The 25,358-nt window shown below is 62.8% G+C and carries 23 protein-coding genes and 1 pseudogene; 15 read left to right on the top strand and 9 right to left on the bottom strand.

All coding sequences use genetic code 11. The features are described from left to right. Positions 1-40 precede the first annotated feature (40 nt). On the bottom strand, positions 41-241 hold the full coding sequence (locus IVB32_RS09325; RefSeq protein ID WP_247361438.1) for a hypothetical protein: 201 nt from the start codon (positions 239-241) through the stop codon (positions 41-43). 352 nt (positions 242-593) lie between these two features. Between IVB32_RS09325 and IVB32_RS09320 the strand changes: the two genes are divergently transcribed. The 5 genes and pseudogenes from IVB32_RS09320 to IVB32_RS09300 all read left to right on the top strand — a co-directional run bounded on the left by IVB32_RS09320 (position 594) and on the right by IVB32_RS09300 (position 4,854). Next, positions 594-893: a hypothetical protein gene (locus IVB32_RS09320; RefSeq protein WP_085384722.1), complete on the top strand. Its 300-nt coding sequence runs from the start codon at positions 594-596 to the stop codon at positions 891-893. A 62-nt stretch (positions 894-955) separates the two neighbouring features. Continuing rightward, positions 956-1,381: pseudogene (locus tag IVB32_RS09315) on the top strand (GNAT family N-acetyltransferase). A gap of 234 nt (positions 1,382-1,615) precedes the next feature. Then, a complete protein-coding gene (locus IVB32_RS09310; RefSeq protein WP_247361441.1) occupies positions 1,616-2,884 on the top strand; it encodes a CoA transferase in 1,269 nt (422 codons plus the stop codon). A gap of 185 nt (positions 2,885-3,069) precedes the next feature. Further along, positions 3,070-4,299, top strand: coding sequence for an acyl-CoA dehydrogenase family protein (locus IVB32_RS09305; RefSeq protein WP_247361443.1), 1,230 nt, complete (start codon positions 3,070-3,072; stop codon positions 4,297-4,299). Positions 4,300-4,308: 9 nt separating this feature from the next. Beyond that, positions 4,309-4,854: a flavin reductase family protein gene (locus IVB32_RS09300; RefSeq protein ID WP_247361445.1), complete on the top strand. Its 546-nt coding sequence runs from the start codon at positions 4,309-4,311 to the stop codon at positions 4,852-4,854. A gap of 25 nt (positions 4,855-4,879) precedes the next feature. Here the strand turns inward: IVB32_RS09300 and IVB32_RS09295 are convergent, their stop codons facing one another. Then, the gene (locus IVB32_RS09295; RefSeq protein ID WP_247361448.1) at positions 4,880-5,806 is read right to left on the bottom strand and encodes an NAD(P)-dependent oxidoreductase; all 927 of its coding nucleotides are present in this window, start codon (positions 5,804-5,806) and stop codon (positions 4,880-4,882) included. Between the two features lie 177 nt (positions 5,807-5,983). Here IVB32_RS09295 and IVB32_RS09290 point away from each other — a divergent pair, with 177 nt between their 5' ends. From IVB32_RS09290 to IVB32_RS09265, 6 genes are all read left to right on the top strand, one after another. Next, complete coding sequence (locus IVB32_RS09290) at positions 5,984-6,967, top strand: ABC transporter substrate-binding protein (protein WP_027566680.1); 984 nt, start codon at positions 5,984-5,986, stop codon at positions 6,965-6,967. Positions 6,968-7,045: 78 nt separating this feature from the next. Beyond that, the gene (ilvD, locus tag IVB32_RS09285) at positions 7,046-8,740 is read left to right on the top strand and encodes a dihydroxy-acid dehydratase (protein ID WP_247361450.1); all 1,695 of its coding nucleotides are present in this window, start codon (positions 7,046-7,048) and stop codon (positions 8,738-8,740) included. A gap of 115 nt (positions 8,741-8,855) precedes the next feature. Beyond that, a complete protein-coding gene (locus IVB32_RS09280; protein WP_247361452.1) occupies positions 8,856-9,701 on the top strand; it encodes an ABC transporter ATP-binding protein in 846 nt (281 codons plus the stop codon). After that, positions 9,698-10,483, top strand: coding sequence for an ABC transporter permease (locus tag IVB32_RS09275; protein ID WP_247361454.1), 786 nt, complete (start codon positions 9,698-9,700; stop codon positions 10,481-10,483). Before IVB32_RS09280 ends, IVB32_RS09275 begins: the two co-directional genes overlap by 4 nt. Then, on the top strand, positions 10,480-11,247 hold the full coding sequence (locus IVB32_RS09270) for an ABC transporter permease subunit (protein ID WP_247361456.1): 768 nt from the start codon (positions 10,480-10,482) through the stop codon (positions 11,245-11,247). The genes IVB32_RS09275 and IVB32_RS09270 overlap by 4 nt, the downstream gene beginning before the upstream one ends. A gap of 36 nt (positions 11,248-11,283) precedes the next feature. Then, complete coding sequence (locus tag IVB32_RS09265) at positions 11,284-12,330, top strand: peptidase M29 (protein WP_247361459.1); 1,047 nt, start codon at positions 11,284-11,286, stop codon at positions 12,328-12,330. Here the strand turns inward: IVB32_RS09265 and IVB32_RS09260 are convergent. From IVB32_RS09260 to IVB32_RS09240, 5 genes are read right to left on the bottom strand one after another with little or no spacing between them, the layout of a single operon-like run. Further along, positions 12,327-13,319, bottom strand: coding sequence for a 3-hydroxybutyryl-CoA dehydrogenase (locus IVB32_RS09260; protein ID WP_247361462.1), 993 nt, complete (start codon positions 13,317-13,319; stop codon positions 12,327-12,329). The two genes, IVB32_RS09265 and IVB32_RS09260, sit on opposite strands and share 4 nt — an antisense overlap. Before the next feature lie 3 nt (positions 13,320-13,322). Next, complete coding sequence (locus IVB32_RS09255; RefSeq protein ID WP_247361463.1) at positions 13,323-14,411, bottom strand: NAD/NADP-dependent octopine/nopaline dehydrogenase family protein; 1,089 nt, start codon at positions 14,409-14,411, stop codon at positions 13,323-13,325. Continuing rightward, positions 14,408-15,931, bottom strand: a complete 1,524-nt coding sequence (locus IVB32_RS09250; RefSeq protein ID WP_247361465.1) for a long-chain-fatty-acid--CoA ligase — start codon at positions 15,929-15,931, stop codon at positions 14,408-14,410. Before IVB32_RS09250 ends, IVB32_RS09255 begins: the two co-directional genes overlap by 4 nt. Positions 15,932-15,933: 2 nt before the next feature. After that, positions 15,934-17,223 carry an acyl-CoA dehydrogenase family protein gene (locus tag IVB32_RS09245; RefSeq protein ID WP_247361466.1) on the bottom strand — a complete coding sequence of 430 codons (1,290 nt, stop codon included), beginning with the start codon at positions 17,221-17,223 and terminating at the stop codon, positions 15,934-15,936. Between the two features lie 12 nt (positions 17,224-17,235). Continuing rightward, positions 17,236-18,051 carry an alpha/beta hydrolase gene (locus tag IVB32_RS09240; protein WP_247410231.1) on the bottom strand — a complete coding sequence of 272 codons (816 nt, stop codon included), beginning with the start codon at positions 18,049-18,051 and terminating at the stop codon, positions 17,236-17,238. 198 nt (positions 18,052-18,249) lie between these two features. On the opposite strand from IVB32_RS09240, the gene IVB32_RS09235 reads away from it, so the two are divergent. From IVB32_RS09235 to IVB32_RS09220, 4 genes are all read left to right on the top strand, one after another. After that, complete coding sequence (locus tag IVB32_RS09235; RefSeq protein ID WP_247361470.1) at positions 18,250-19,011, top strand: SDR family oxidoreductase; 762 nt, start codon at positions 18,250-18,252, stop codon at positions 19,009-19,011. A gap of 43 nt (positions 19,012-19,054) precedes the next feature. Then, complete coding sequence (locus tag IVB32_RS09230) at positions 19,055-19,891, top strand: enoyl-CoA hydratase family protein (protein ID WP_247361471.1); 837 nt, start codon at positions 19,055-19,057, stop codon at positions 19,889-19,891. Positions 19,892-19,985: 94 nt separating this feature from the next. Beyond that, the gene (locus IVB32_RS09225) at positions 19,986-22,337 is read left to right on the top strand and encodes a bifunctional salicylyl-CoA 5-hydroxylase/oxidoreductase (RefSeq protein ID WP_247361473.1); all 2,352 of its coding nucleotides are present in this window, start codon (positions 19,986-19,988) and stop codon (positions 22,335-22,337) included. A gap of 55 nt (positions 22,338-22,392) precedes the next feature. After that, on the top strand, positions 22,393-23,643 hold the full coding sequence (locus tag IVB32_RS09220; protein WP_247369609.1) for a flavin-dependent oxidoreductase: 1,251 nt from the start codon (positions 22,393-22,395) through the stop codon (positions 23,641-23,643). Between the two features lie 9 nt (positions 23,644-23,652). On the opposite strand, the gene IVB32_RS09215 is transcribed toward IVB32_RS09220, so the two are convergent. Together IVB32_RS09215 and IVB32_RS09210 are read right to left on the bottom strand one after the other, a co-directional pair. After that, positions 23,653-24,108 carry a cupin domain-containing protein gene (locus tag IVB32_RS09215; RefSeq protein ID WP_247361477.1) on the bottom strand — a complete coding sequence of 152 codons (456 nt, stop codon included), beginning with the start codon at positions 24,106-24,108 and terminating at the stop codon, positions 23,653-23,655. A gap of 29 nt (positions 24,109-24,137) precedes the next feature. Then, complete coding sequence (locus tag IVB32_RS09210; RefSeq protein WP_247384078.1) at positions 24,138-25,313, bottom strand: ABC transporter substrate-binding protein; 1,176 nt, start codon at positions 25,311-25,313, stop codon at positions 24,138-24,140. Positions 25,314-25,358 lie beyond the last annotated feature (45 nt).

The following is a 25,358-nucleotide window of genomic DNA, read 5'->3' as shown; positions in this document are numbered from 1 at the left end:
GCGTAAGTTCCGGCGAGATGCGCCCCGTCTGCGGAGCGGCCTAATCGTCCTTCGACAAATCGCCGGGCTTGGTGGGAAGGTCGATGGGGCCGCCCTCGCCATTCACGAGATCGCAGTCCTTGTCCTCCATGTCGCCGGCGTCCTCAACGACGGCTTCCTGCGTGTCCCGCTCCTTGTCGCTGCGCGGCTTTCGTCCAGGAAGATTTGGCGACGTGTTTTGTGAGGTCGTCTTGAGTGTCATCTGCCGGCCCTCCTGATCGCCTAACGCGGCTTAAGCGAATTCGTTCGTTTGACACGTCTGCGAAAACACTGGCAGAATGGCATCATCGAAACGAGTTTGGTTCACCCGCGCGGAAAGCTTCCGCCGCGGGTTTTTTCGTCTCGATCGAGATCGGACGGCCGCGGCGCGTTGCGGCCACGCACTCGTCGAACCTGGTGCGCCGCCGGCCGTACCATTGCTGGCCGCGTACGCGCGAACGTGCCGGCCCACGGCGCTGGGCCAGTGCTCGCGCCGCTGCGGTCTCCGGAGCCAATCTGGTTGTCTCCTACTTCGCTACGCGCGGCTTCGAGAACTTTGAAAGGATCATCAAGCGGTGAAGATGACAGATGATGAAGTCAGGGCGATGGTTGCCGAGATGCTGGCTGAGCAACATAGGCTTCAGCAGGCGAACTTTGATGCCATCGTATTGCGGACGGTGGCATCGGTGCTGGCGTCTTTCGGAATTGATAATGACGATCGAAAGGAGCTAAGGGCGGATTTTCAGCATCTGCGCCGATGGCGAACGAGCGTCGAGCAGGCGCAGAGCTACACGCTCAAGGCCGTGATTACGGTGATCGCCACCGGTCTGATGGGTGTGGTTGGGCTAAGCGTCAAGGTCGTGCTCGGCAAGTGAGCCTCAGCCGCGACGACATTGCTGCATTCCACTCACGTCGTCCTTACCCAACGGACCGTCTCATGCACAGAATTCGCATCGTCGATGCATCCGATGGCGACATCGCCGATACATTGGTTGACCTTCACCGGTTGACGTACTTCAATGCGGCTCCCTTGCCACAATTCAAGTTAGGGGCGTGGTGGCTTGCCTATCACGGCGCTGAGCCAGTAGCCTTCGCCGGTATCGTGCCGTCAACGCACATTCGAAATGGCGGTTATTTCTCCAGAGTCGGTGTGTTGCAGCGGCACCGGGGACGTGACCTCCAGTGCAGGCTGATGCGGGTGATCGAGGCAAGGGCACGGCGTACTGGACGGGACAGCATCGTCCCGGATACGACGGACAATCCGGTGTCTGCCAATAATTCATCCGGGCGGGCTATCGGCTCTTCGAACCCCATGTGCCCTGGGCTTGGCCGCATACGGTACTGGCGAAAGTGGCTTCGCTGAACGAGGAGCCAAGTTTCCCGTGGTGCGGAACGCGATTCACGCAACGCAAAAATGGTTCGCGCGAGATGAAGCGAAACACGGAACGTTCAAGGCCCGGCAGCTTGACAGCTGCCGGCCCTGTTTGCGTATTGAAGCGATGCGGGCGAAGGACTTGCGAAGTCCGCGGTGCCGGGCTTTAAGTTTGCTCCTGCGGAAAATTCGGCAACGATAAGCCGATGTAAGGGAGCGCCGTCGATGCCCACCAAGCCTCAATTGCCGGAACGTTCGTCGCGGGCGACGGGCGCGCCTACCGCGCTCGATGGTCTGCTGGTCGTCGATTTCACGCGTGTGGTTGCCGGCCCGGCCTGTACGCAGACGCTTGCTGATTTCGGCGCGCACGTCATCAAGATCGAGAATCCAGACGGAGGCGATGACACGCGTGCGTATGAACACGCCGAGATCGGTGGAGAGAGTGCTGCCTATCTGAGCCTCAATCGCAACAAGCGTGGCATCACGCTCGACCTTACCGTGCCGGAGGCTCGTGAGATCGCGCTGGATTTGATTCGCCAGGCCGACGTGGTCGTCGAGAACTTCTCCAGCGGAGTCATGAAGAAATTTGGCCTGGACTATGAAACTGTTGCGCCGCTCAATCCGCGGCTGGTCTATTGCTCGATCTCCGCCTACGGGCGCACCGGGCCGTTTGCATCGCGTCCCGGCTTTGATCCGATCACGCAGGCGGAAAGCGGCTTCATGTCGCTCAACGGATTTGCCGATGGCCCGGCGGTTCGCACCGGACCGCCCATCGTGGACATGGCGACGGGGATGTCTGCCTGCAACGCCATCCTGATGGCGCTGTTGGCGCGGGATCGGCTCGGTCGCGGCCAGCATGTCGAGGTCGCCCTGTTCGACGTCGCGATGGGCATGACCGGTTTCTATGGCATGGCCTATCTGATCAACGGCGAAAATCCCGGTCGGTTTGGTAATTCGCCGAGTGGCTCACCTACCGTCGGCGTGTACGAGGCCTCCGATGGACCGCTTTACATGGCCTGCGCGAACGACCGGCTCTATCGCCGGCTGGTGGTTGAAGTGCTGAACAGGCCCGATCTCATCACCGATCCGCAGTTTGCAACGCGCAAAGCCCGCTCCGAGCACAAGGAGCTTTTGCGAGCAGCCATCGCGGAGGTCTTTGCGAGCGATACTCTCGAGAACTGGATGACCAAGATGAAGCTGGCCAATATTCCGGTCGGCTATCTCCGAACGGTCGAGGAGGGGTTCAATGCACCGGAGGCGCGAGAGCGCCATCGCTTGAACCGGATTCCGCATCGTACGGCGGGGTGGGTCCCGAACATCGAGCCGCCGATTGCCATGAGCTTGACCGGCCCGGTTGATCCTGTGGCTGCTCCGTTGCTGGGCGAGCACACGGAGCAGGTCTTGCGTGATACGCTCGGTTACGACGAGCGTCGGATATCGCAGTTCACCCAAAAGGGCGTTTTCGGGTCGGGCAAACCCTCGACGTCGGGCTGAGCCTGAAGGGCGATCCTACAGGCCAGGCCTCGCGCGGCTGGCGGACCATCGCTTGGCAATGCCGCCACCTTCGCTGTATCGCATCCTTCCCGCGCCTGTTCAGGACGGCCATACTCAGACAGCGCTGCCCCGGCTTGATTTGGCAAGGGTCTCGCCGCATAAATGCATGAAAGCGAGGGATACGAATGGCGCCTGGTCAAGAGCGGAGCGTGGGCCGGCCCGCAGCGGCGCAATCCGATGAACCTGCCCATGCGGCAATGATCGCGAAGGCCCGGGCGCTCGTCCCACGGCTGCGCGAGCGAGCGGCCCGGACAGAGGAGTTGCGGCATCTGCCGCCGGAAACGGAGAAGGATCTGCACGACGCCGGCCTGTTCCGGATGCTTCAGCCTAGGCGCATTGGCGGCGCCGAGCTCGATTATGTCGCCTTGATCGATTGCGCGGACCTGCTCGGACAAGCAGACGCCTCGGTGGCCTGGAATCTGGCCAATCTGGCGAGCCATCATTGGATGCTCGGCATGTTCGAACCGACGGCGCAGGATCTGGTCTGGAGTCGTGATCCGGACACGCTGATCGCGTCCTCGTTCATTTTTCCGGCCGGACGTGCCACGCGAGTTGAGGGCGGATACCGGCTCCACGGCAGCTGGCCGTTCTCCTCGGGCGTTGCCTCCTGCGCGTGGAACATGCTTGCAAGCGTCGTCTACTCCGACGATGAGGCAGACGGCATCGAGTATCGGATATTTCTGCTGCCGAAAGCCGACTACAAGGTCCTCGACACCTGGAATGTCGCGGGGCTGCGCGGGACCGGGTCCTGCGACGTGGAGGTCAGGGACGCTTTCGTGCCCGACGACATGACGGTCGCGGTCGGCGATCTTGACGGCGGTCCGACTCCGGGAAGCAAGCTCAATCCCAACCCGCTGTATGAGCTCCCCGTGTTCTCGCTGTTTCCCTACGTCCTCTCCGGCGTCGCGCTGGGGAACGCGCAGGCGTGTCTCGACGATTATGCGGAGGTCGTCCGTCATCGCATTTCTACCTACAACCACGCCCGCCTGAGCGACTTTCAAAGCACCCAGATCAAGATCGCCGAGGCCTCGGCGAAGATCGATGCTGCACGCTTGATCATGCGCTCGGCCTGTCTGAATGCCATGGAGGATGCAAGGCGGGGTCATATCCCCGATATGGCGACCAAGACCCGATATCGGCGCGACGGCGCTTTTTCAGTAAACTTCTGCACGGATGCGGTGTCGATGCTGTTTGCCGCGAGCGGAGCACGGGGCCTGTTCACGACGGGCGCGTTGCAGCGGCAGTTCCGCGATGCGCACGCGATCAACTCGCATCTCGCGTTCAATTTCGATGCGGCCGGGACCAATTATGGACGCGTGGCGCTGGGGCTGCCGTCCGAGAATCTCACGCTGTGAGGCCGGCCGATGAATGATCTGCCGAAGCAGCCGGCCGTTCCCGATCCGGCCAACGAACTCGCGAGCGACAGCTCGCCGATCGATCCCCGTGATTTTCGCAGCGCGCTCGGCACCTACGCCACGGGGGTGACGATCATCACGGCTGCGGCTCCTGATGGCAAGCCCTATGGCCTGACGTGCAATTCGTTCGCCTCGGTCTCGCTGAATCCCCCGCTGGTTCTTTGGAGTCTGGTCGTCTATTCCTCTAGTCTAACCACCTTCCAGAACGCCAGTCATTTCACGGTCAACGTTCTTGGCGTTTCGCAACAGGCGCTTGCGAGCAAATTCGCTAAATCGTCTGATGACAAGTTCACCGGTGTCGGCTGGACGCCGGGCCTCGGCAACGCGCCGGTGCTCGCCGAGAGCGTCGCCAATTTTCAATGCCGCTCGGTCAATCGCTATTACGGCGGCGACCACGTGATCTTTCTCGGTGCGGTCGAGGCCTATACTTACAATGCGAAGGAGCCGCTGCTCTTCGCGCGCGGCGCGTTCGGCCGATTTCTCGCCGACGGCTAGCACAAGCAGTCACAGCCAGCGTGCTTCACTTCGCGCTCGACGGTTCAGCGCTCCCGGCCGAAAGCTTGTAGATTTCGAGCGCATCCGCATCCGCGCCTCGCGCGGCCTTGGCGAGCCTGAAAAGTTGTCCTGCGAGCGAGGCCATGGGCACCGGCGTCGACGTCGACTGCGCGACGTCGACGACGGTATCGAGGTCCTTGAGCATCGTAGCGATATGACCAAGCGGCGGTGAGTGTATGCCCTGGACCATCCGCGGCACAAACAGCTGCAACGGAATGGAGTCCGCGAAGCCGCCGGCGAGGGCTTCGGGTAACCGGTTGGCATCGATTCCGGCGTTCACGGCAAGGCGTGTTGCCTCCGCAAGAACGGCAATCGCGCATCCGACGATCACCTGGTTGCATAGCTTTGTGGTCTGGCCGGCGCCGGTCGGGCCCATGTGGGTGAACCTGCGTGCCATGGCGAGCACGTAGGGGCGGACCCGCTCGATATCGCCTGCTTTTCCGCCGGCCATGATGGCAAGCGTGCCTTCCTCGGCCCCCTTGGTACCACCGGACACCGGCGCATCGATCCAGCCCGCGCCGTTCGCAGCTAACAATCGCGTTGCAAGGTCTCGTGCGGCGTCAGGATGGATCGACGAGAAGTCGACCACGAGCTTGCCCGCGCCGGGCGCAGTTGAGATGCTCTCGGGCCCGAAGATCACCTCTTCCACGGCAGCCGCATCCGTCACGCACATGAAGACGATGTCGGAGCTCTCCATCAAGTCGCGGGGGGTGGCTGCGCGCCTGGCACCCGCCTCGACGAGCGCGGCCGTCTTCCCTTCGGAACGGTTCCAGACAGTGACCTGATGGCCGGCCTTGAGCAGGCGCCGGCTCATCGGTGTCCCCATCAGCCCAAGGCCGAGATAGCCGAGCCGCTCGACGCCCTGCGGGTTTGTCTTGCTCGCTTCAGCCAAAGGTTGCCTCCATCTGTTGCTCCGCGACGCCGCGCGGTCGCTGCACTACCATACATGGCGTATCCCACGACGAAACCGCAGGGCCTGCATGGCTTGCTTGATTGTTTGAACCATGAAACATTTGCCACGGTCGGGTTGGATGGCGCCGGTCGGCGCCTGGGCAGCGGAGTGGGCACGATGCGAACCGTTTCGAAGTGGATCCTGGCTTTGGGGGCGGCAGCGGCCGTGAGCGCGAGCGCAGGCTCGTCATGGGCACAGCAGACAATTCGCGTCGGCTGGACGATTCCGGCCGAAGAATCCAAATACTGGATGATGCGCCGCCCGGCTGAGTTTCCCAACATCGGCAAGGCCTACAACATCGAATGGACCCAGTTTCAGGGCACCGCTCCGATGACGCAGGCCTTGGCGGCCGGCGCGCTGGATTGCGCGACCCAGGCGCCGCTGTCGCTCGCCAACGGCGTGGTTGGCGGCAACCTCAAGGCCTACATCGTGGCGCAGCATGTCTTCGAGAAGGCCGGTGGTTTCTCGGTCTACTGGGCTGTCATGGACGACTCCCCGATCAAGACGATCGCCGATCTCAAAGGCAAGACGGTCGGAATCTCCGTGATCGGCGGTGGCACCCAAGGCCCGTTCAATCTGTTGCTGAAGCAGAATGGCATCGATCCGGCCAAGGACATCAAGCTGGTCGAGGTCGGCTTTGCCGTCTCCGAAGATGCGTTGCGGCAGGGCCGCGTCGATGCGGTCAACATGAACCAGCCATTTGCCGCGCGCGCGGAGGCAAAGGGCGGCACGCGCAAACTGTTCTCGCTGTCGCAGGCGATGCCGAACATCGTGCACATTCTGGAAGCCTGCCGTGCCGATTTCGTCGACAAGAACCCGGAACTGGTGAAGGCTTACGTGCGTGACATTACCTCTGGCATGAAGAAAGCGCTGGCGAACCGCGAAGAGACGTTGAAGGTCGTCAACGAAGTCCTGAAAGCACCTATTCCGGTTCTCGAGACCTATCTGCTTAAGGACAACGATTTCGGCCGCGATCCGGGCGCGGCACCGAATTTCCCCGCGATCCAGAAGATGCTGGACATCTACGCGGAGACAGGGATGCTGCCAAAATTGGATGTCGCGCAATTCAAGCATTCGACGATTGTCGCTCCGCTGCAATAGGCGATCGGGCGAATGAACCGAGCGAGAACGTCGCCGCGTCCAGGATGATCCGGGACGTTGCATGAAGAAGATGCACGTATGAAGAAGCTCCGATCTCGGATCACGACGGATGGCCTCGACCGGGCTCCGCACCGCGCGTTCATGCGCGCCATGGGGCTCGACGACGCTGCGATTGCCAAGCCGATGGTCGGCGTCGTCAGCATGAAGGGCGAGCAGACGCCCTGCAACATGACGCACGACTTTCAGGTCGCAGCGGCCAAGACCGGTATCGAAGAGGCCGGCGGCACGCCGCGCGAGTTTTCGACCGTGTCGGTTTCCGACGGTATCAGCATGAATCACGAAGGGATGAAGTTCTCCCTTTTTTCGCGGGAGCTGATTGCCGACTCGATCGAAGCCGTCGTCCATGGTCTCGCCTACGATGCGCTGATCGGATACGGCGGATGCGACAAGACGCTTCCCGGCGTGATGATGGGCATGGTCCGGTGCAACGTCCCGTCCATTTTTATCTATGGCGGCAGCGCGCTGCCGGGCCGCATAGACGGGCGAACCCTCACCGTGCTCGACTCCTACGAGGCTGTCGGCAGCTTCATGACCGGAGAGATCGACGGCGCCACGCTCGAGCGGATCGAGCGCGCCTGCCTGCCGACCATCGGCGCGTGCGCCGGCCAATTCACTGCCAACACCATGGGGATGGTGTCGGAGGCGATGGGCCTCACCATTCCCAATGTGTCGATGGTGCCGGGTGTCTATGCCGAGCGCGCGCAGATATCCAGGCGGGCCGGCCGCCTCATCATGGAGATGCTGGAGCGCGGTGGGCCGTTGCCGCGCGACGTCGTGACGCGGAAATCCCTGGAAAACGGTGCGGCGATCGTGGCTGCCACGGGCGGTTCGACCAATGCTGCGCTGCATCTGCCGGCGATCGCGAACGAGGCCGGGATCGCATTCACGATCGACGATGTCGGCGAGGTTTTTGCCAGGACGCCGCTGATCGGAAACCTGCGGCCTGGAGGCAAATATACGGCGAAGGATGTCTACGACGTCGGCGGCGCTGCCGTGGTGATCCGGGAGCTGATCCAGAGCGGGCATATTGATGGCAGTTGCCTGTCGATCACGGGCCGTACGCTTGCCGAAGAATATAGCGCCTCCAACGCTCCTGACGGAGAGGTCGTTTACGCGGCTCGCGCGCCGATCATGCCAGATGGCGGTGTGGCAGTGCTGAAGGGAAACCTCTGCCCTGATGGCGCGGTGATCAAGGTCGCGGGGCTGAAGAGCCAATTGTTTGAAGGTGTGGCGCGCATCTTCGAAGACGAAGAGGCTTGTGTCGCAGCGGTTCGCGAACGCAGCTACAAGGCGGGCGATGTGCTCGTGATCCGCAACGAGGGACCGGTCGGCGGCCCCGGCATGCGCGAAATGCTCGGCGTCACCGCGCTGATCTATGGCCAGGGCATGGGCGAGAAGGTGGCCCTGATCACGGATGGACGGTTCTCCGGCGCCACCCGCGGAATGTGCGTGGGCTATGTGTCTCCCGAGGCCTTCATCGGCGGTCCGCTGGCGCTGGTACGCGATGGCGACAGGATCCGGATCGATGCCGCGAACCGGCGGATGGATATGCTGGTCGACGAGCAGGAACTCACTGCTCGCCGACACGATTGGAAGCCGCGTCCGCCTCGTCACCGTGCAGGCGCGCTAGCGAAATATGCCCGATTGGTTGGCCAGGCACCGGGCGGGGCCGTCACACATGAGGGGCCCGCAGAATGGCCCTGGTTCGGATGACGCGGCGAACCTGCCGGAAACAGCCACTGGTCTGGCAAGTTTCTTGCTAAGCTCGTGTCGCTGGCGGATGTTCAGCAAGCCTGTTGCGCAGGGTTCGCGAACGAAGTGAGACGGGATGAAGGTAGTGCCTTCGAGATCGAGCGAATGGGTGAGACCGGTGACGCCGCAAAAACCGGCTTCTGCAATCATCGAGATCGAGAGCGTCTCCCAGGTATTTCAGACCTCGGCGCGCAAGGATCATGTGGCGCTATCGGACATCTCTCTGGCGATCGAGGAGGGAGCCTTCGTCTCGATCCTTGGTCCGTCCGGCTGCGGCAAGTCGACATTGCTCTACGTTGTCGGCGGCTTCGTCAGCCCAACCAGCGGCTCTGCAAAGATCAGGGGACGGATAATCACGGGACCAGGGCCGGATCGCGGTCCGGTATTCCAGGAGTTCGCGTTGTTTCCGTGGAAGACCGTGCTGGGCAATGTGATGTATGGCCCTCGCCAGCAGGGCGTGCCCACCACCGAGGCGGAAGCGCAGAGCCGAGCTCTTATCGAAATGGTCGGGCTCAAGGGCTACGAGAATTTCTATCCCAAGGAGCTGTCCGGCGGCATGAAGCAGCGCGTGGCACTGGCTCGAACGCTGGCTTACCATCCTGAGGTTCTGTTGATGGACGAGCCTTTCGGCGCGCTCGATGCTCACACGCGAACGCGCCTGCAGAACGATCTGTTGAGTATCTGGGAGCGTGATCGCAAGACGGTGCTGTTCGTCACCCATTCGGTGGACGAAGCGGTTTTCCTGTCGGACAAGGTCGTGATGATGTCGAAATCCCCCGGCCGCATCCGCGAGGTCATCGACATCGATCTGCCGCGGCCGCGCCGCCGCAGCGAGCTGCTGCTCGACACTCGCTACCAGAAATACGTTGTCGACATCGAGCGGATGTTCGACGAGGTCGAAGATACGGGATCAGCGTCATGACATCGCTGACGGCCCTGGCCAAGCGTACCGCCCCGGTGTTTGCCTGCATCGGGCTTCTTGCGGCATGGCAGGTTGCATCACTCGCGCTAAAGAACGACAGCTTTCCGACGGCGATCGAGGCAATCCGCGCAATCCCGGACATCCTCGGAGACAAGGAAGCGCTGATCAACATCCTGGCCTCGCTCCGCCGCATGGCGGTCGGGTTTGGCATAGCGGTATCGGTTTCGATCCCGCTCGGCCTGTTGATGGGCCGCAGCCGGGCCGTCGCGGCCTTCTTCAATCCGCTCCTGATGGTGATCTATCCGGTGCCGAAGGCCGCCTTGATGCCGATCATCATGCTGTGGCTCGGCGTTGGTGACATCACGAAGACGCTGGTGATCTTCCTCGGCGTCAGCCTGCCCGTGATCTATCACAGCTTCGAGGGCGCCAAGGCGGTGGAAGAGAAGATGCTATGGTCGGGCGCGGCGATGGGGCTTTCGCCTGCGCAACGGCTGGTCCGGATCGTACTGCCGGCGGCGCTGCCGGAAATTCTGACCGGTTGCCGCACCGGACTCGTGCTGGCGCTGATCACGATGATCACCAGCGAGATGATCGCGCGTCAGTCCGGCGCCGGCAACATCCTGTTCAATGCACTCGACATGGGCCAATACGACACCGTCTTTGCGATGATCATCATCGTCGGCGCGATGGGAATCTGCCTGGATGCAATCTTCGAGCGGGTCCGCGCAAGGCTGGTGCGCTGGTCTGAACCGCAGTTCGATATGCCGCTGAGCTTCTCATGATGCCGCAGCTTCGCTCCACCAGCATCATCCTTGGGCTCGCGCCGATTGTGCTGGTGATCGCGCTGTGGCAGGGCCTTGTGTCATTTGGCTTTGCGCCTGCGGTGTTGCTGCCGCCGCCGGGATATGTCTTCGGCAGGTTGCTGCAGCAACTCGTGACATGGTCGTTTCAGCAGGAGATCGCGGCGACCCTGATCCGGTTGTTTGCCGGCTTCGCGATTGCGGTCGTGCTCGGTGTCAGCTTCGGCATCGCGGCCGCCGCCAGTCCGGCTATCAACGCCGTGGTCCGGCCGATCGTGCGCGTGCTCGCGCCGTTGCCCAAGGTCGCGCTGTATCCAGCATTGCTGCTGCTGCTCGGCTTCGGTCATGGATCGAAGATCACCCTGGTCGCGGCGGATGCACTCTTTCCCATTTTGTTGTCTACTTATTACGGCGCTTCAACGGTGGAGCAGAAGCTGATCTGGTCGGCCATGGCGGCGGGAACGCCGCGCTATCAGATCCTGTTCAAAGTGGTGCTGCCGGCCGCGATGCCGTCGATCCTGACCGGTTGCCGGATCGGCCTTGTCATTTCCTGCATCGTGGTGTTTCTGGCGGAGATGATCACGTCGAGCGACGGGCTCGGACATGTGCTCGTCACGGCGGCCCGGACCTTTCAGGCCGTCGACATGTTCGTGCCGCTGATCACGATCTCGCTGTTGGGCCTGATCCTCAATGGTCTGCTGGGGGCAGTGCGCGCGTATCTGCTGCGGGGTTTCCCCGAAGCATGAACTGACGAAGAAGAAACAGAAAGACGGGAGTAGGCCATGCTGGCTGATCGCATTGAGGCAAAATGGATCGACGCATTTTGCGAGATTTTTGAGCGATGCGCCGTCAAGGCCGGCGATACCGCGGCGATCCTCTCGGAAACCCAGTCACGTGCGTTGAATGTTCACCTGGCGGAGCTCGCGCTGCTGCGCCTGGGCGCGCGACCGTTTCACGTGGTCATGCCGACCCCGCGTAACCGGAATATCGTTCCGGTTCGCTCGACAGGGGCGAGCGAGGCGATCCAGCGGCTCGGCCCGGTCATCACGGCGCTTCAACAGGCCGGCTTTGTGGTGGATTGCACCATCGAGGGCCTGATGCATGCGGTGGAGACACCCGAGATCCTCAAAGCCGGCGCGCGCATCCTGGTGATCTCCAACGAGCATCCCGAAGCGCTGGAGCGGATGGTGCCGGATTCCGCGCTCGAGAAGCGCGTTCGCGCGGCGGCGAAGATGCTGCGCGGGACCAAGCGGATGCGGGTGACGTCAAAAGCCGGCACGGCGCTCGACGTCGATATGGTCGGCGCGTCCACGGTCGGCGTTTGGGGCTGGACGGACAAGCCGGGTACGCTGGCGCATTGGCCAGGGGGCATCGTCGTCAGCTTCCCCAAGAGCGGAACGATCAACGGCACGCTGGTGATGGCGCCCGGCGACATCAACCTGACCTTCAAGCGTTACCTGACCTCGCCGGTGAAGATGACACTGAAGGACGATTATGTCGTCGAGCTGGAAGGCGAGGGCACTGATGCCGCAATGATGCGTGCCTATCTTGCCGCCTGGGGCGATCGGGAAGCCTATGCGGTCTCGCATGTCGGGTTCGGCATGAATCCGGGTGCGCGCTACGAGGCGCTGTCGATGTATGACCAGCGCGACACCAACGGCACCGAAATTCGCGCTGTCTCCGGCAACTTTCTGTTCTCGACCGGTGCCAACGAATTCGCTGGCCGCTACACGGCGGGTCATTTCGATCTGCCGATAATGGGGACGACGATCGAGCTCGATGGCGTCGCGGTGGTGCGTGAAGGGGTGCTTCAGAACGTCTTCGGCTAGGTCCGATCGAGCACAGGCGGGCGAGCCAGGTCAAAGTGCCGGAGCAGGTCGACCATGGCCTGAAGCCGTTTTGCTCGATAGGCGTCGACGTCCATGCCGGAATAATCGAGAAAGCCTGCGCCCGTGCGCAGGCCGATCCGGCCTTCGTGCATGTTGCGGCTAATGACGTCCGGTGCGCGATAGCGGTCGCTGCCGAGTGCGCCCTCGAGATAGCGGCTGGCGTAGTACAAAATGTCGCCGCCACCCCAATCGATGAATTCGAGCAGCCCAAGCACGGCGTAGCGGAAGCCGAAACCGTAGCGGATCGCCTTGTCGATCTCCTCGGCGCTGGCGACGCCTTCTTCGACCATGCGCGCGGCCTCGTTCATTGCCAGCGCCTGGATGCGCGGGACGATGAAGCCGGGAGACGCTGCGCAGACCACCGGCACCTTGCCGATGCCTTCGAGTAGCGCCTTGACCTCCTCGATGATGCCTGGATCGGTGGCCTTGCCTGGCGAAACCTCGACCAGCGGAATCAGATAGGCCGGATTGAGCCAGTGCACATTGAGGAAGCGGCGAGGATTCACGATCGCGCCTGAGAGATCGTCGACGAGGATGGTCGACGTCGTCGATGCGATGATCGTATCGGGGCCGACTTGTTTTGAGGCCGCCCCCAGCACGTCCCGCTTCAGCTCGACGATCTCGGGGACGCCTTCGAAGACTATTCCCGCATCGGACAGTGCCGCATCGCTCTGGCTGGCGGGCACCACCGAGACCCGCGCGATCAGCGGATCGACATCCGCCTCGGTCAGTAGCCCCAGCTTCGCCAGGTTGGCAAAGGTCTTGCTGACTTCGCCGAGCGCATCTGCCTCGAGCCTGGCGAAATCTTCGGCTGAACGGGCCTTGATGTCGATCATCGTGACCATATGCCCGGCATATGCAAACGCGACGGCGATGCCGCGGCCCATGCGGCCGGCCCCGAGACAGGCGATTGTGGCTCGGTTGGTCATCGGTCAAAATCCCTTGCGAAGAAGCGTCTGCAAAGCGGCCTTGTCGAGATTGCCGAGGCCCAGCGTCTCGAGGGTTCGGCCGCCTTGCGTAAAATCCTCACCGCAGATTGCGCCACCGATGGCCAGAAATCCCTTGGCCAGCGGCGTAGCCACGCCCGCGAGGCCGGCGACAGAGACCAGCAGCGATAGCCCAAGCCGCAAATCCTCTCTCATGTAGCGGTGCTCAGTCAGCACGATCTGCTCGCGCCAGTCGCCGGAATCGGTCAGCCGGTCGTGCGAGCCGCGGCCATACATCCAGATCTCGCCTTCCTTGGCATAGTGATGGGTGAGCGGAAAATGCGGCGCGCCATACCCGAGCGCCTCACGCACGGCCATCCGTTCGGCATCGAGCGCGTCGGTGACACGGCGAATCGCGGCTTGCGTTCCTTCCTTGTGGATGTCCCACTTCTCGAAATGCTCGATCGGGCCAGCATTCATCACGATCAGCGGCGGATGGATAATCGGGCCTGCGTTCATGAGCGCACCGGAGAGAGCATCTCCGCACGGCTCGACCGCGCCGGGGAAAGCCTGTCCGATCACCTCAAGTGCGCGCGGCGCCTGATCGAGCGGGAAAACGCCGACCGGCAGTCGCTTGGCGCGGATGGTGATCGCCACCTCGAATGGTCCGTGCTTGCGGGTCAGCCAGGGCAAGGTCCCGGTTTCGGCAAAGCACGCCTTGGCGTGGTTGCCGGCATCCCGCGCAGCCTGGGCGAAGATCATCGAGCCGAACGTGGCCGGCGGCAGAAACACGACCTGTCCATCCCGCAGATGTGGAGCAAGCAGGCGCGCGATATCAGTCTGCGCGAAGGCGGGGGCGGGGCACAGGATCAGCTCTACGCCGTTGACGGCCTCGGCGATGCCGGTCGTCACCAGCGCCAATTTCACGTCGTGACGGCCGTTATGATCCTTCACCAGGATGCGCGAGCCGGCGGCGCGATGTGCTGCGACTTGATCTGCGTCGCGGCGCCAGAGCCGGACCTCATGTCCCGACAGCGCAAAATCGCCCGCGGCCGCGAAAGAGCCGTTTCCCCCACCCAGAACCGCAATCTTCAAGATGCTTCTCCTTGCGCGCGCGACTGCGCATCAAGCTGCTTCAGCAGAAAATGCTGGACCTTGCCCAACGCGGTGCGCGGCAGGTCCGTGACGAAAACGATGTCGCGCGGCACCTTGTAGCGGGCGAGTTGGGCCTGAAGATGCACTTTCAACGCGTCTGCTTCGAGCCGACAGCCGGATCGCGGGATCACATAGGCGATGGGCACCTCGTCCCAACGTGGATCGGGCCGGCCGATCACGGCGCATTCGCTGACATCGGGATGTTCGAGCAGGACGCGTTCGACCTCCGCCGGATAGATGTTCTCGCCGCCGGAAATGATCATGTTCTTCTTGCGGTCGCGCACCCAGAAATAGCCATCCGCGTCGCACAGGCCGATATCGCCGGTACGATACCAGCCGTCGTGCAGCGCATCGCGCGTGGCGTCCGCATTGCCCCAATATTCGAAGAACACGTTCGGGCCGCGCACCGCGATCTCGCCCGGTGCGCCCGCCGGCACCTCGTTGCCGGCCTGATCAATCACTTTCGCTTCGCAGCACAGGCCGGCAAGCCCGGTCGATCCCGCGCGCGAGAGATCGCCACCAAGCCGGGTGTAGACTGCAATGGGGCATGTTTCCGTCGAGCCGTAGACCTGGAGCACCGGGACGCCACGCGCGACGAAACGGTCGATCAGATGCGGCGGCACGATGGTCGAGCCGGTCGCGACGGCTTTGAGTGATGAAAGGTCGGTCGTGGTCCAGGCGGGATGCTCGCTCACGGCCTGGATGATCGCCGGCACCATCACGGTCAAGGTCGGCCGCTCCCGTTCGATGGCTGCAAGCGCGGTGTCCGGCGTGAAGCGTGCGTGAACCGTGACCATCGCGCCTAGCTGGAGCGCCGCCGTGGTCTGGATGTTGAGGCCACCGACGTGGAAGAATGGCAGCAGAGTCAGCACATGGTCGTCAGACGTCATGTTGTGCATGTGTTGGCTCATGACGCCGTTCCACAACAACGCCTCCTGGCGCAGCACCGCGCCTTTCGGTCGTCCGGTCGTTCCCGATGTGTAGACAATGAGGAGCGGGCAGGAGAGATCGGTGTGCGGGTTGCGGCCGGTGCCCCGGCTTCGAGCCAACAGGTTTTCGAACGTCGTGCCGTGAGGCGGCTCGAAATCGAGCCCGACAATTGCAGTGCCCTCGAGCTCGGCAAGAATTCCCTCAAAGGCCTGCTCGAGCACCAGGACCTTGGCGCCGGCATCATTGAGGATGAAAAGCTGCTCGGCGACAGCCAGACGCCAGTTCAGGGGCACCAGCATCGCGCCGAGCCGCGCGCAGGCATAGAGCAGAACCAGATAGTCCGGCCGGTTCAGACTGAGGATGGCAACGCGGTCGCCCCGGCCTACGCCAAGCTCCTGCTTCAATGTCGCCGCGGTCCGTTCGATCCGCGCAGCGAACGCTGCATAGCTCAACCGTTCGCCTTCGAAGGCAATGGCTGTCTTGTCTGGCGCGAACGCCGCGTTGCGATCGATCAGACTACAGAGGTCCACCGTCAGTCGTCCGTTTCGCCGGCCTCGTACAGTGCCTCGCGCCCGATCCGGTCGAGGCAGAGCTCGGCTGTCCAGGGCAGCATCAGCGAGCCGCAGCGGCTGTCGCGATAGATCCGCTCGAGCGGCAGCGAGCGCAGCATAGCCTGACCGCCGCAGGTGCGGATCGCGAGCGCGGCGAGCTCATTGGCGCCCTCCATCACCGAATATTGCGCGGCATAGGCGCGCAGCACCTGCTCCTTGCTCGGGTTGGCGCGCGCCTCGGTGACCGCCTGGAACCAGATTGCCTTGATCTGCTCGAGCTTGATCTGCATCTGCGCGACCGCAATCTGCTTGGTCGGATACATCCTGCGCTTGACAGGCGGCATGCCCGGTACTTCGCCGCGCAGATATCGCACGGTGAAGTCATAGGCGGCTTGAGCAAGGCCCATATAGGTCGGCGACAGCGTCAGGAACATGTGCGGCCAGCGCATCGCGGCCTGGAAATAGACACCCCGCGGCATCAGCGCCGAATCTGCCGGCACGAACACATCCTTGAACAGCAGCGTGCGCGAGACCGTTCCGCGCATGCCGAGCGGATCCCAGTCGCCGACGACCGAAACGCCTTCCGATTTTGCAGGAATGGCGAGGTAAAGCGTATTGCGGCGGGAAGCCTTCTCGCCTTCCTCGATCTCGGTGCAGAGAACACCGTAATAGTCGGCATGGCCGGAGAGCGATGCAAAGATCTTCTTGCCGTTGACGATCCAGCCGCGCTCGATCGGCCGTGCTTGCGTGCCGAAAGCGACGCCGCCTGCCGCTGCCGCACCGCCCTCCGAGAAGGGCTGCGAATAGATCGCGCCATCCTCGACGATGCGCTTGTAGTGGACTGCGCGCCGCTGCTCGTGCTCGGCGCGAGTCTCTGCATCCATGTCGAGATCGTCGGCGAGCGGGCCCGACCACAGCGTCGAGCAGACATGCATGTTCCAGGTGAGCGCAGTCGCGCCGCAATAGCGGCCGATTTCGGCTGCCGCGAGGGCGTAGGTTTGATAATTCGCTCCGAGCCCGCCATGCTTCTTGGGCACGGCAATACCGAGCAGGCCGACGCGATGCAGGTCGCGATAGTTCTCCGACGGGAAGATCGCCTCGCGATCGTAAGTCGCGGCACGGCTGGCGAACACGCTCTGGCCGATCTCGCGCGCCCGCGCGATGATGCCGGCCTGCTCCTCGCTCAGTCGGAATGCGACGGGATCGAAGATCGGTGCATCCAGCGCGACCTTGTCAGTCGCGCCGATGGTCTTGCTGACTTGCATGGTCATGGCGCAGTCATCCTACGTGTTGATCGCGACGGAGTTCAGGAACCGGCCGAGGGCCTCGTCAAAGGCATCGGGGCGCTCAAGGTTTGCAAGATGGCCGACACCGGCCAACTCGACATACTCGGCAGATGGAATGTAGGTCGCCGTCTTCGCCATCATTGGGGCTGGTGCGTTGTTGTCCTTGGAGCCGGACAGCAGCAGCGTCGGGATGGAAATGTCCTTGAGGGTGCTGCGTTGGTCGAAGCCAATCAACGCCAGCATCATGGCGCGATAGCTCGCCTCGGGCACGCTTGCCATGCACTCGCGTGCAAGCTCCATTCCCCTGGGATCAGGATCGTCGCCCACCAGTTCCTTCACCAGCGAGGGAGCCAGCGACTTCATCGTTTCGCCGCGATCGAGCGGCCCCAGCCGTGCGGCGATAAACGATGTCTGCCAATCGCCGTCGGCCTTGCCGAAGGCCGGGCTGGTCTGCGCCAGCACGATCGCGCGCGCCGGTTTCGCGGATTGCACCAGCCATTTCTGGACGATCATGCCGCCGATGGAATGCCCGACCAGAATTGGCTTTCTAGCACCAAGCTGCTCGATGAATCGCTGAAGCGCGTCCGCCAAGGCAGCGATGCTGACGCTGGGGAGCGATGCCGACCCACCATAGCCAGGCATGTCCCATGCAATCGCGTGGAAGCGGTCACCGAATGTGGCAAGCTGCTGCCGCCAGGCCCGTGCCGCACCGCCGATGCCATGCAGGAAAATCAGAGGTGTCCCGCCCGGATCGCCCGCTGCTTCATAGGCGAAGCGGCCGTCCTTTGTTATCATTGGCGCAGGCTGCGACACGCGACATCCTTTTGCTCGGCCCTTCGATGCTAACAGGCCTGTGAGGGATGGGAAGAGATAATTTTATACTTAAAGCAATTTTCGGGCCGGTCTTCGACGTGCGGCTGTTCGAGGGGCCGCGTCGAGCTTCGTTTGCAAAAGTTTGAAGGTTAAAATATATCGGGAAGAGCGATCAGCAGAATGCAAGGAAGCCAGCGCATGTCCGGATTACCGCATTCGCCGCACGCGCTGGTGACCGGTGGCGGTCGCGGCATCGGTCGCGCCATCGCAGCAGCGCTCGTCGAGGCCGGTGCCACGGTGACCGTCCTTGGGCGGAACGCTGCGACGCTTGAAGAGGCTGTCAGCGCAGGGGCAGCGCATTTTGAGGCCGTCGCCGACGTCTCGGACGAAACCTCAATGAAAGTCGCCATCGCTGAAGCGAGCGCGCGGAAGCCGATCGATATCCTGATCGCCAACGCGGGAAGCGCCGAGTCCGCGCCGTTCTCCAAATCCGACAGCGCCCTGTTCGCGCGCATGATGGACGTCAATTTCATGGGCGTGGTCCATGCTGTCAGCGCTGTGCTGCCCGGGATGAAGGACCGTCCCTATGGTCGTATCGTCGCGATCGCGTCCACGGCGGGGCTCAAGGGATACGCCTATGTCAGTGCTTACACCGCAGCCAAGCACGCTGTGGTCGGTCTCGTGCGGTCTCTCGCTCTCGAGATGGCCGGCAGCAACGTGACCGTCAACGCGGTGTGTCCCGGTTTCACCGACACCGATCTCGTCGCCGGCAGCATCGAGAACATCATGAAAAAGACGGGGCGCAGCCGCGAGCAGGCCATTGCCGATCTCGCGAAACATAATCCGCAAGGGCGATTGATCTCTCCTCGCGAGGTCGCGGATGCCGTGCTCTGGCTGTGCGGCGAGGGCGCCGGCGCAATCACCGGGCAGGCAATCGCTGTTGCCGGTGGTGAGATTTAGCGCGCATGGCAAAGGTGCGGAGCAAGGAAGCCAAGGAGATCGTATGAGCAGACCAGCCAATCCCGTGACCTTACCGCTTGCGGACTATTCGCCGCAGCACTTCCTGCTGGCCGTCGTCGATGGTGTTGCAACCGTGACACTCAATCGTCCGGAACGAAAGAATCCGCTGACCTTCGATAGCTATCGCGAACTGACCGATTTCTTTCGCGCCTGCGCGTTCGACGATGCGGTCAAGTCCATCGTCATGACCGGCGCTGGCGCCAATTTCTCGTCCGGCGGCGATGTGTTCGAGATCATCGGGCCGCTCGTGAAGATGGACACCAAGGGGCTGACGGCGTTTACGCGGATGACCGGCGATCTCGTCAAAGCGATGCGGGCCTGTCCGCAGCCGATCGTTGCCGCTGTTGAAGGCATCTGCGCCGGCGCGGGCGCGATCATCGCCATGGCATCGGACATGCGGCTAGCGGCGAGCGGGGCCAAGGTCGCATTCCTCTTCAACAAGGTGGGCCTTGCAGGTTGTGACATGGGCGCCTGCGCGATCCTGCCGCGGATCATCGGACAGTCCCGCGCTTCCGAGTTGCTCTACACCGGCCGGTTCATGACCGCGGAGGAGGGCGAGCGCTGGGGCTTCTTCAGCCGCCTCGTCACCCCGGAGCAGGTGCTGCCGCAGGCTCAACTGCTCGCCAAGCAAATCGCGGAGGGCCCGACCTTTGCCAACACCATGACCAAGCGGATGCTGGCCATGGAATGGGCGATGTCGGTGGAGGAGGCGATCGAGGCGGAAGCTATTGCTCAGGCGCTGTGCATGACGACGGCCGATTTCGAACGGGCCTTCGAGGCTTTCGCCAACAAGGTCAAGCCGGTCTTCAGGGGCGACTAAGCCGGGCTTTGCCGGCAGCCTGCTGCAATGGGGACTTGCGCGAGATTATTTTAGGCTTAAAATAGTTTCGCCGGGTTGAATTGGCGAGGCTCCCATGAAAGTCGCGATCATCGGTGGCGGACCTGCGGGTCTCTACGCTGCAATCCTCCTGAAGAAGCAGCGGCCGAGCGCCGAGATCGCGGTATACGAGCGCAACCGCGCCCACGACACCTTCGGCTTCGGCGTGGTGTTCTCGGACGCCACGCTTGATAATTTCGAGAAGCACGATCTTCCCAGCTATCGCCGCATCACCCAGGAATTCGCCTACTGGGATGACATCGCCGTTCACTTCCGGGGAACGGTCCATCGGGTCGGTGGCAACGGCTTTTGTGGCTGCTCGCGGCAGAAGCTGCTCCTGATCCTCCAGGCGCGCGCGCGCGAACTGGGGGTCGTCCTGAATTTCGAAGCGGACGTCGAGGACGAATCCCGCTTCGCCGACGCCGATCTGATCCTGGTCGCGGACGGCATCAACAGCCGCTTTCGCGACAAATACGTCGATCATTTCGCGCCGGAGGTCGATCTGCGCGCCAACAAATTCGCCTGGATGGGCTCGACCAGGCCGCTGGATGCCTTCACGTTTATCTTCCAGGAGACGGAGTGGGGGCCGTTCATCGCCCATGCCTATCAATATGAAGCCGGGCACTCGACCTGGATTTTCGAGACCGATCCGGAGACGTTCGAACGCGCCGGGCTGACAGGGCTGAACGAGACCCAGTCGGCTACGCGAATGGCGGAGATCTTCGGCTGGTTCCTCGACGGTCACCAACTGCTCACCAACCGCTCGACGTGGCGCAACTTTCCGATGATCCGCAGCAAGCGCTGGGTCAAGGACAACATGGTTCTGCTCGGCGACGCCAAGGCGAGCGCGCATTTCTCGATTGGCTCAGGCACCAAGCTCGCAATGGAAGACGCGATCGCGCTGGCCGACGCAATGGACAAGGCGCCCAGCATCAAGGCGGCGCTGGACGTCTACGAGCACGGCCGCCGCGAAGAGGTCGAGAAGACGCAGCACGCCGCTGACGTCTCGCTGGTCTGGTTCGAGCATGTCGACCGATTCTGGGATTTCGATCCCGTGCAGTTCGCCTTTGGCGTGATGACGCGCTCGAAGGCGATCACCTATGACAATCTGAAACTCCGCGCTCCCGACTTCGTGGCTGAAGTCGATAAGTCGTTTGCCAGGCAGGTTCGCAACAGCGGTTTCGAAGTTGACACCGAGAAGCCGATGGTGCCGCTGTTCCAGCCATTCCGGCTGCGCGAGATGGAGATAGCCAATCGCGCCGTGGTGTCGCCGATGTGCATGTATTCGGCGAAAGAGGGCGTGCCGACCGATTTCCACCTGGTGCATTACGGATCGCGTGCGATCGGTGGCGCCGGTCTGATCTTCACGGAGATGACCTGCGTTGCCCGCGACGCCCGCATCACGCCCGGCTGCACAGGACTGTGGAATGACGAGCAGGAGGCATTCTGGCGGCGCATTGTTGATTTCGTCCATGCGAATTCAGCCGCAAAAATCTGCCTGCAATTGGGGCACGCCGGGCGTAAGGGTGCGACCAAGCTGATGTGGGACGGCATGGACCGTCCGCTCGAGGAGGGCGGCTGGGAGGTGTATTCGGCATCGCCGCTGCCCTATTTCCCCGACAGTCAGATTCCGCGTGAGCTCGATCGGGCCGGCATGAACGTAGTGAGAGATGCTTTCGTCGCGGCGGCCGAGCGCGGCGAACGCTGCGGCTTCGACATGCTCGAATTGCACTGCGCCCACGGCTATCTGCTTGCGAGCTTCATCTCGCCGCTGACGAACACCCGCACGGATGAGTATGGCGGCTCGCTCGAAAACCGCCTGCGCTTCCCGCTCGAGATCTTCGAGGCGCTGCGGGCCGTATGGCCGTCGCACAAGCCGATGTCGGTGCGCATTTCCGCGACCGATTGGGCCGAGGGTGGCATCGGCGGCGACGACGCGGTGGCGATCGCGCGGGCTTTTGCCGAAGCCGGCGTCGATCTCGTCGACGTCTCGACCGGGCAGACCGTGCGCGATGCGCAGCCGATCTATGGGCGCATGTTCCAGACCCCGTTTTCCGACCAGGTCCGCAATGAGGCGCGCGTGGCCACCATGTGCGTCGGCAACATCACGACGGCGGACCAGGCCAACACCATCCTGGCTGCCGGCCGGGCGGACCTGGTCGCGCTCGGGCGGCCGCATCTGGTCGATCCCTTCTTCACCATGCGGGCGGCGGCCTGGTACGGGGCGGACGACGCGTTCTGCCCGCCGCAATATCTTCCCGGAAAAGATCAGATTTTCCGCAACAGCGTGCGCGACCGGCAGGATCTCGAGGAGCTGAGAATTAAGGCTAAGCCCAAGACCCGGGCCGAGCTCAAGGCGGAGGCGACGAAGCCGCTTGCGGCGGAGTGACCGCCCGTGCGAATTTGGCCGCGTTGCCTGGTGTGTACCGAGTGGAGTGAGGGCGATGAAGGCGATTATCGTCGGTGGCGGTATCGGTGGTCTCACCACCGCGTTGATGCTGCGCTCGCGGGGCCTCGCTTGCGAGATCTTCGAGCAGTCCGACACCATCCGCGAGCTTGGCGTCGGCATCAACACGCTGCCGCATGCCATGCGCGAGCTGGCAGGCCTTGGTCTGCTCCAGCAGCTTGACGATGTCGCGATCCGCACCGACCAGCTCTATTACCTCAACCGTCACGGCCAGGAAGTCTGGCGCGAGGCCCGCGGCATCGACGCCGGCCACGATGTGCCGCAATTCTCGATCCACCGCGGTCGACTTCAGGGCGTCATCCATCGGGCTGTCGAGGAGCGGCTCGGGCCGGAGGCCATCCACACTGGCTGCCGCCTCGGTGCCTTCACGCAGGACGAGAGCGGCGTCACCGCTTACTTCTTCGACCGCTCAGGCGCGCACATCCATACCGCGCGCGGCGACATTCTAATTGGTGCCGACGGCATCCATTCGCGGGTCCGTGACACGCTCTTCCCGAGCGAGGGGCCGCCATGCTGGAACGGCCTGATGCTGTGGCGCGGTGCGCGGGATTGGCCACTGTTCCTTACCGGCAAATCGATGATCGTGGCCGGTGGCCTCAACGCCAAGGTGGTGATCTATCCAATCGCGGAGGGATCGAGCCCGGCGAGCCGTCTCACCAACTGGGCGGTGCTGGTGAAGGTCGGCGAGGGCAATGCCCCGCCGCCGCGGAAGGAAGACTGGTCGCGGCCGGGCCGGCGCGAGGAGCTGATGCCGCATGTGGCGCGCTTCTCGGTGCCCTACGTCGACGTGAAGAGCCTGATCTCGGCCACGCCCGAGTTCTACGAATATCCGACCTGCGACCGCGATCCGTTGCCCTATTGGTCGTCGGGCAGAGTTACGCTGCTCGGCGATGCCGCGCATCCGATGTATCCGGTCGGCTCAAATGGCGCCTCGCAGGCGATCCTCGATGCGCGCTGCCTCGCCGACGCACTGGTGCGCGCCGAGCATCCGCGCCAGGCATTGCTTGAATACGAGAAGAAGCGCCTGCCGATGACCGCGGATATCGTCCGCTCCAACAGGCGTGGCGGTCCCGAGGGCGTCATCGACGCCGTCGAGCAGCTCGCGCCTGATGGTTTCGACAATGTCGACAACGTGCTGAGCTATTCCCAGCGCGAGGCGATCGTGCGCGGCTATGCCACCAAGGCTGGCTTCGCCGCAGTGCCGGGACTTGCGGCGGTGCGGGCTTAAGATGCCCTGCTAGCCGCCGGGAGGTGGCGGCAGGAAGTGGATGTTGAACTCGGCGGCCATCGCCACCACGTCCTCGGGCTTCTGTTCCTTCATGTTGTGGAGGCCCCAGAACAGGTCGAACAGCTTGCGGGTCGGTGACACCCAGAACAGCACCTTCGCGGTCTGCCCCGATTTGTTGAAGATGCCGTGCGGCACACCCATGCCGAGCCGGATCAGGTCGCCCGCGGTCGCCTGCGACTCGGAATTGCCGAGCATGAAATCGAGCTTGCCCTCCAGCATGTAGAGATATTCATCCTGGTCGGGATGGATGTGCGGCGGCACGAACGTGCCCGGTGGCAGCGTCGCATGCCAGGAGAAGCTGTGCTCCGTGTTGCTCTTCGGCACATAGGTCTGGCCAAGAATGTTCCAGGAGATGCCCTGGATACCCTCATTGGCCCGTGTAATGCCGGTGATTTCGCTCTTCATTGTGATCCTCCCTCAACGCGACGTGCGGCTTAGTTCGCCGCCTTGCAGTCCTTGGCGTAGCGGTCGCCGTAATTCTCAAAGACCTTCTGAACGATCTCGGTCTGGAACTTGCCGTCCGCGCGCTTGGCGACCTTGGTCAGGTAGAAATCCTGGATCGGATAACCATTGGTGTTGAACTTGAAGGCGCCGCGCAGCGAGGTGAAGTCGGCCTTTTTCAGAGCGGCCGCGACCGCATCCTTGTTGGAGAGATCGCCCTTCACGGCTTTGACGGCGCTGTCGATCAGCATCGCGGCATCATACGCCTGGAAGGCGTAGGTGCCGGGCACGCCGTTATAGGCGGCCTCGTAGGCGGCGACGAACTTCTTGTTCTGGGGATTGTCGAGATTGGGCGCCCAGTTCGCGCCGCCGAACATGCCGACCGCCGCGTCCTGCTGCGCCGGTAAGGTCGATTCATCCACCGTGAAAGCCGAGAGCACCGGAATGGTGTCGGCGAGGCCGGCCTGCTTGTATTGCTTGACGAGATTGACCCCGAGGCCGCCGGGCATGAACGTGAAGAGCGCATCCGGTTTCTGCGATGAAATCTTGGAAAGCTCCGGCTGGAAGTCCAGCGTGTTGAGCGGCATGTAGGATTCCTCGACGATCTCACCCTTGTAGTCGAGCTTGAAGCCGGCGACCGAGTCCTTGCCGGCCTGATAATTCGGCACCATCAGATACATGCGCTTGTAGCCGCGATCCTGCGCGACCTTGCCGAGGATTTCGTGCACCTGATCGTTCTGATACGAGGTCACATAGAAGAACGGGTTGCAATCCTTGCCGGCAAAAGTGGATGGGCCGGCATTGGGGCTGATCAGGAAGGTTTTCGATTCCGTCACCGGCCGGTGGATCGCCTGAAGGATGTTGGAGAAGATCGGGCCGACCACGAAGTCGACCTTGTCGCGCTCCAGAAGCCCCTTGACCTTGGTGACCGCTGCGTCCGGCTTCAATTCGTCGTCGACCACTACGACCTCGACTTCGCGGCCGCCCATCTTGCCGCCGAGATCCTTGACCCCGAGCGCAAAGCCGTCGCGAACCTGTTGGCCGAGTGCAGCGGCGGGTCCCGACAGGGTCACGATCACCCCCAGCTTGATCTTCTCCTGGGCGAGGGAAGGACTCACCGCGGTGCCAAGCAGCAAGGCGGCTGCGGCCAACGTCATTTGCGTCTTCATGATCTGTCCCCCGTGACAACAGGACTTGCGCTGCAAGCCGCTACT

Source organism: Bradyrhizobium sp. 23, from assembly GCF_023073295.1.
Lineage (GTDB): Bacteria > Pseudomonadota > Alphaproteobacteria > Rhizobiales > Xanthobacteraceae > Bradyrhizobium > Bradyrhizobium canariense_D.
This window is presented reverse-complemented; position numbering and strand designations above follow the sequence as displayed.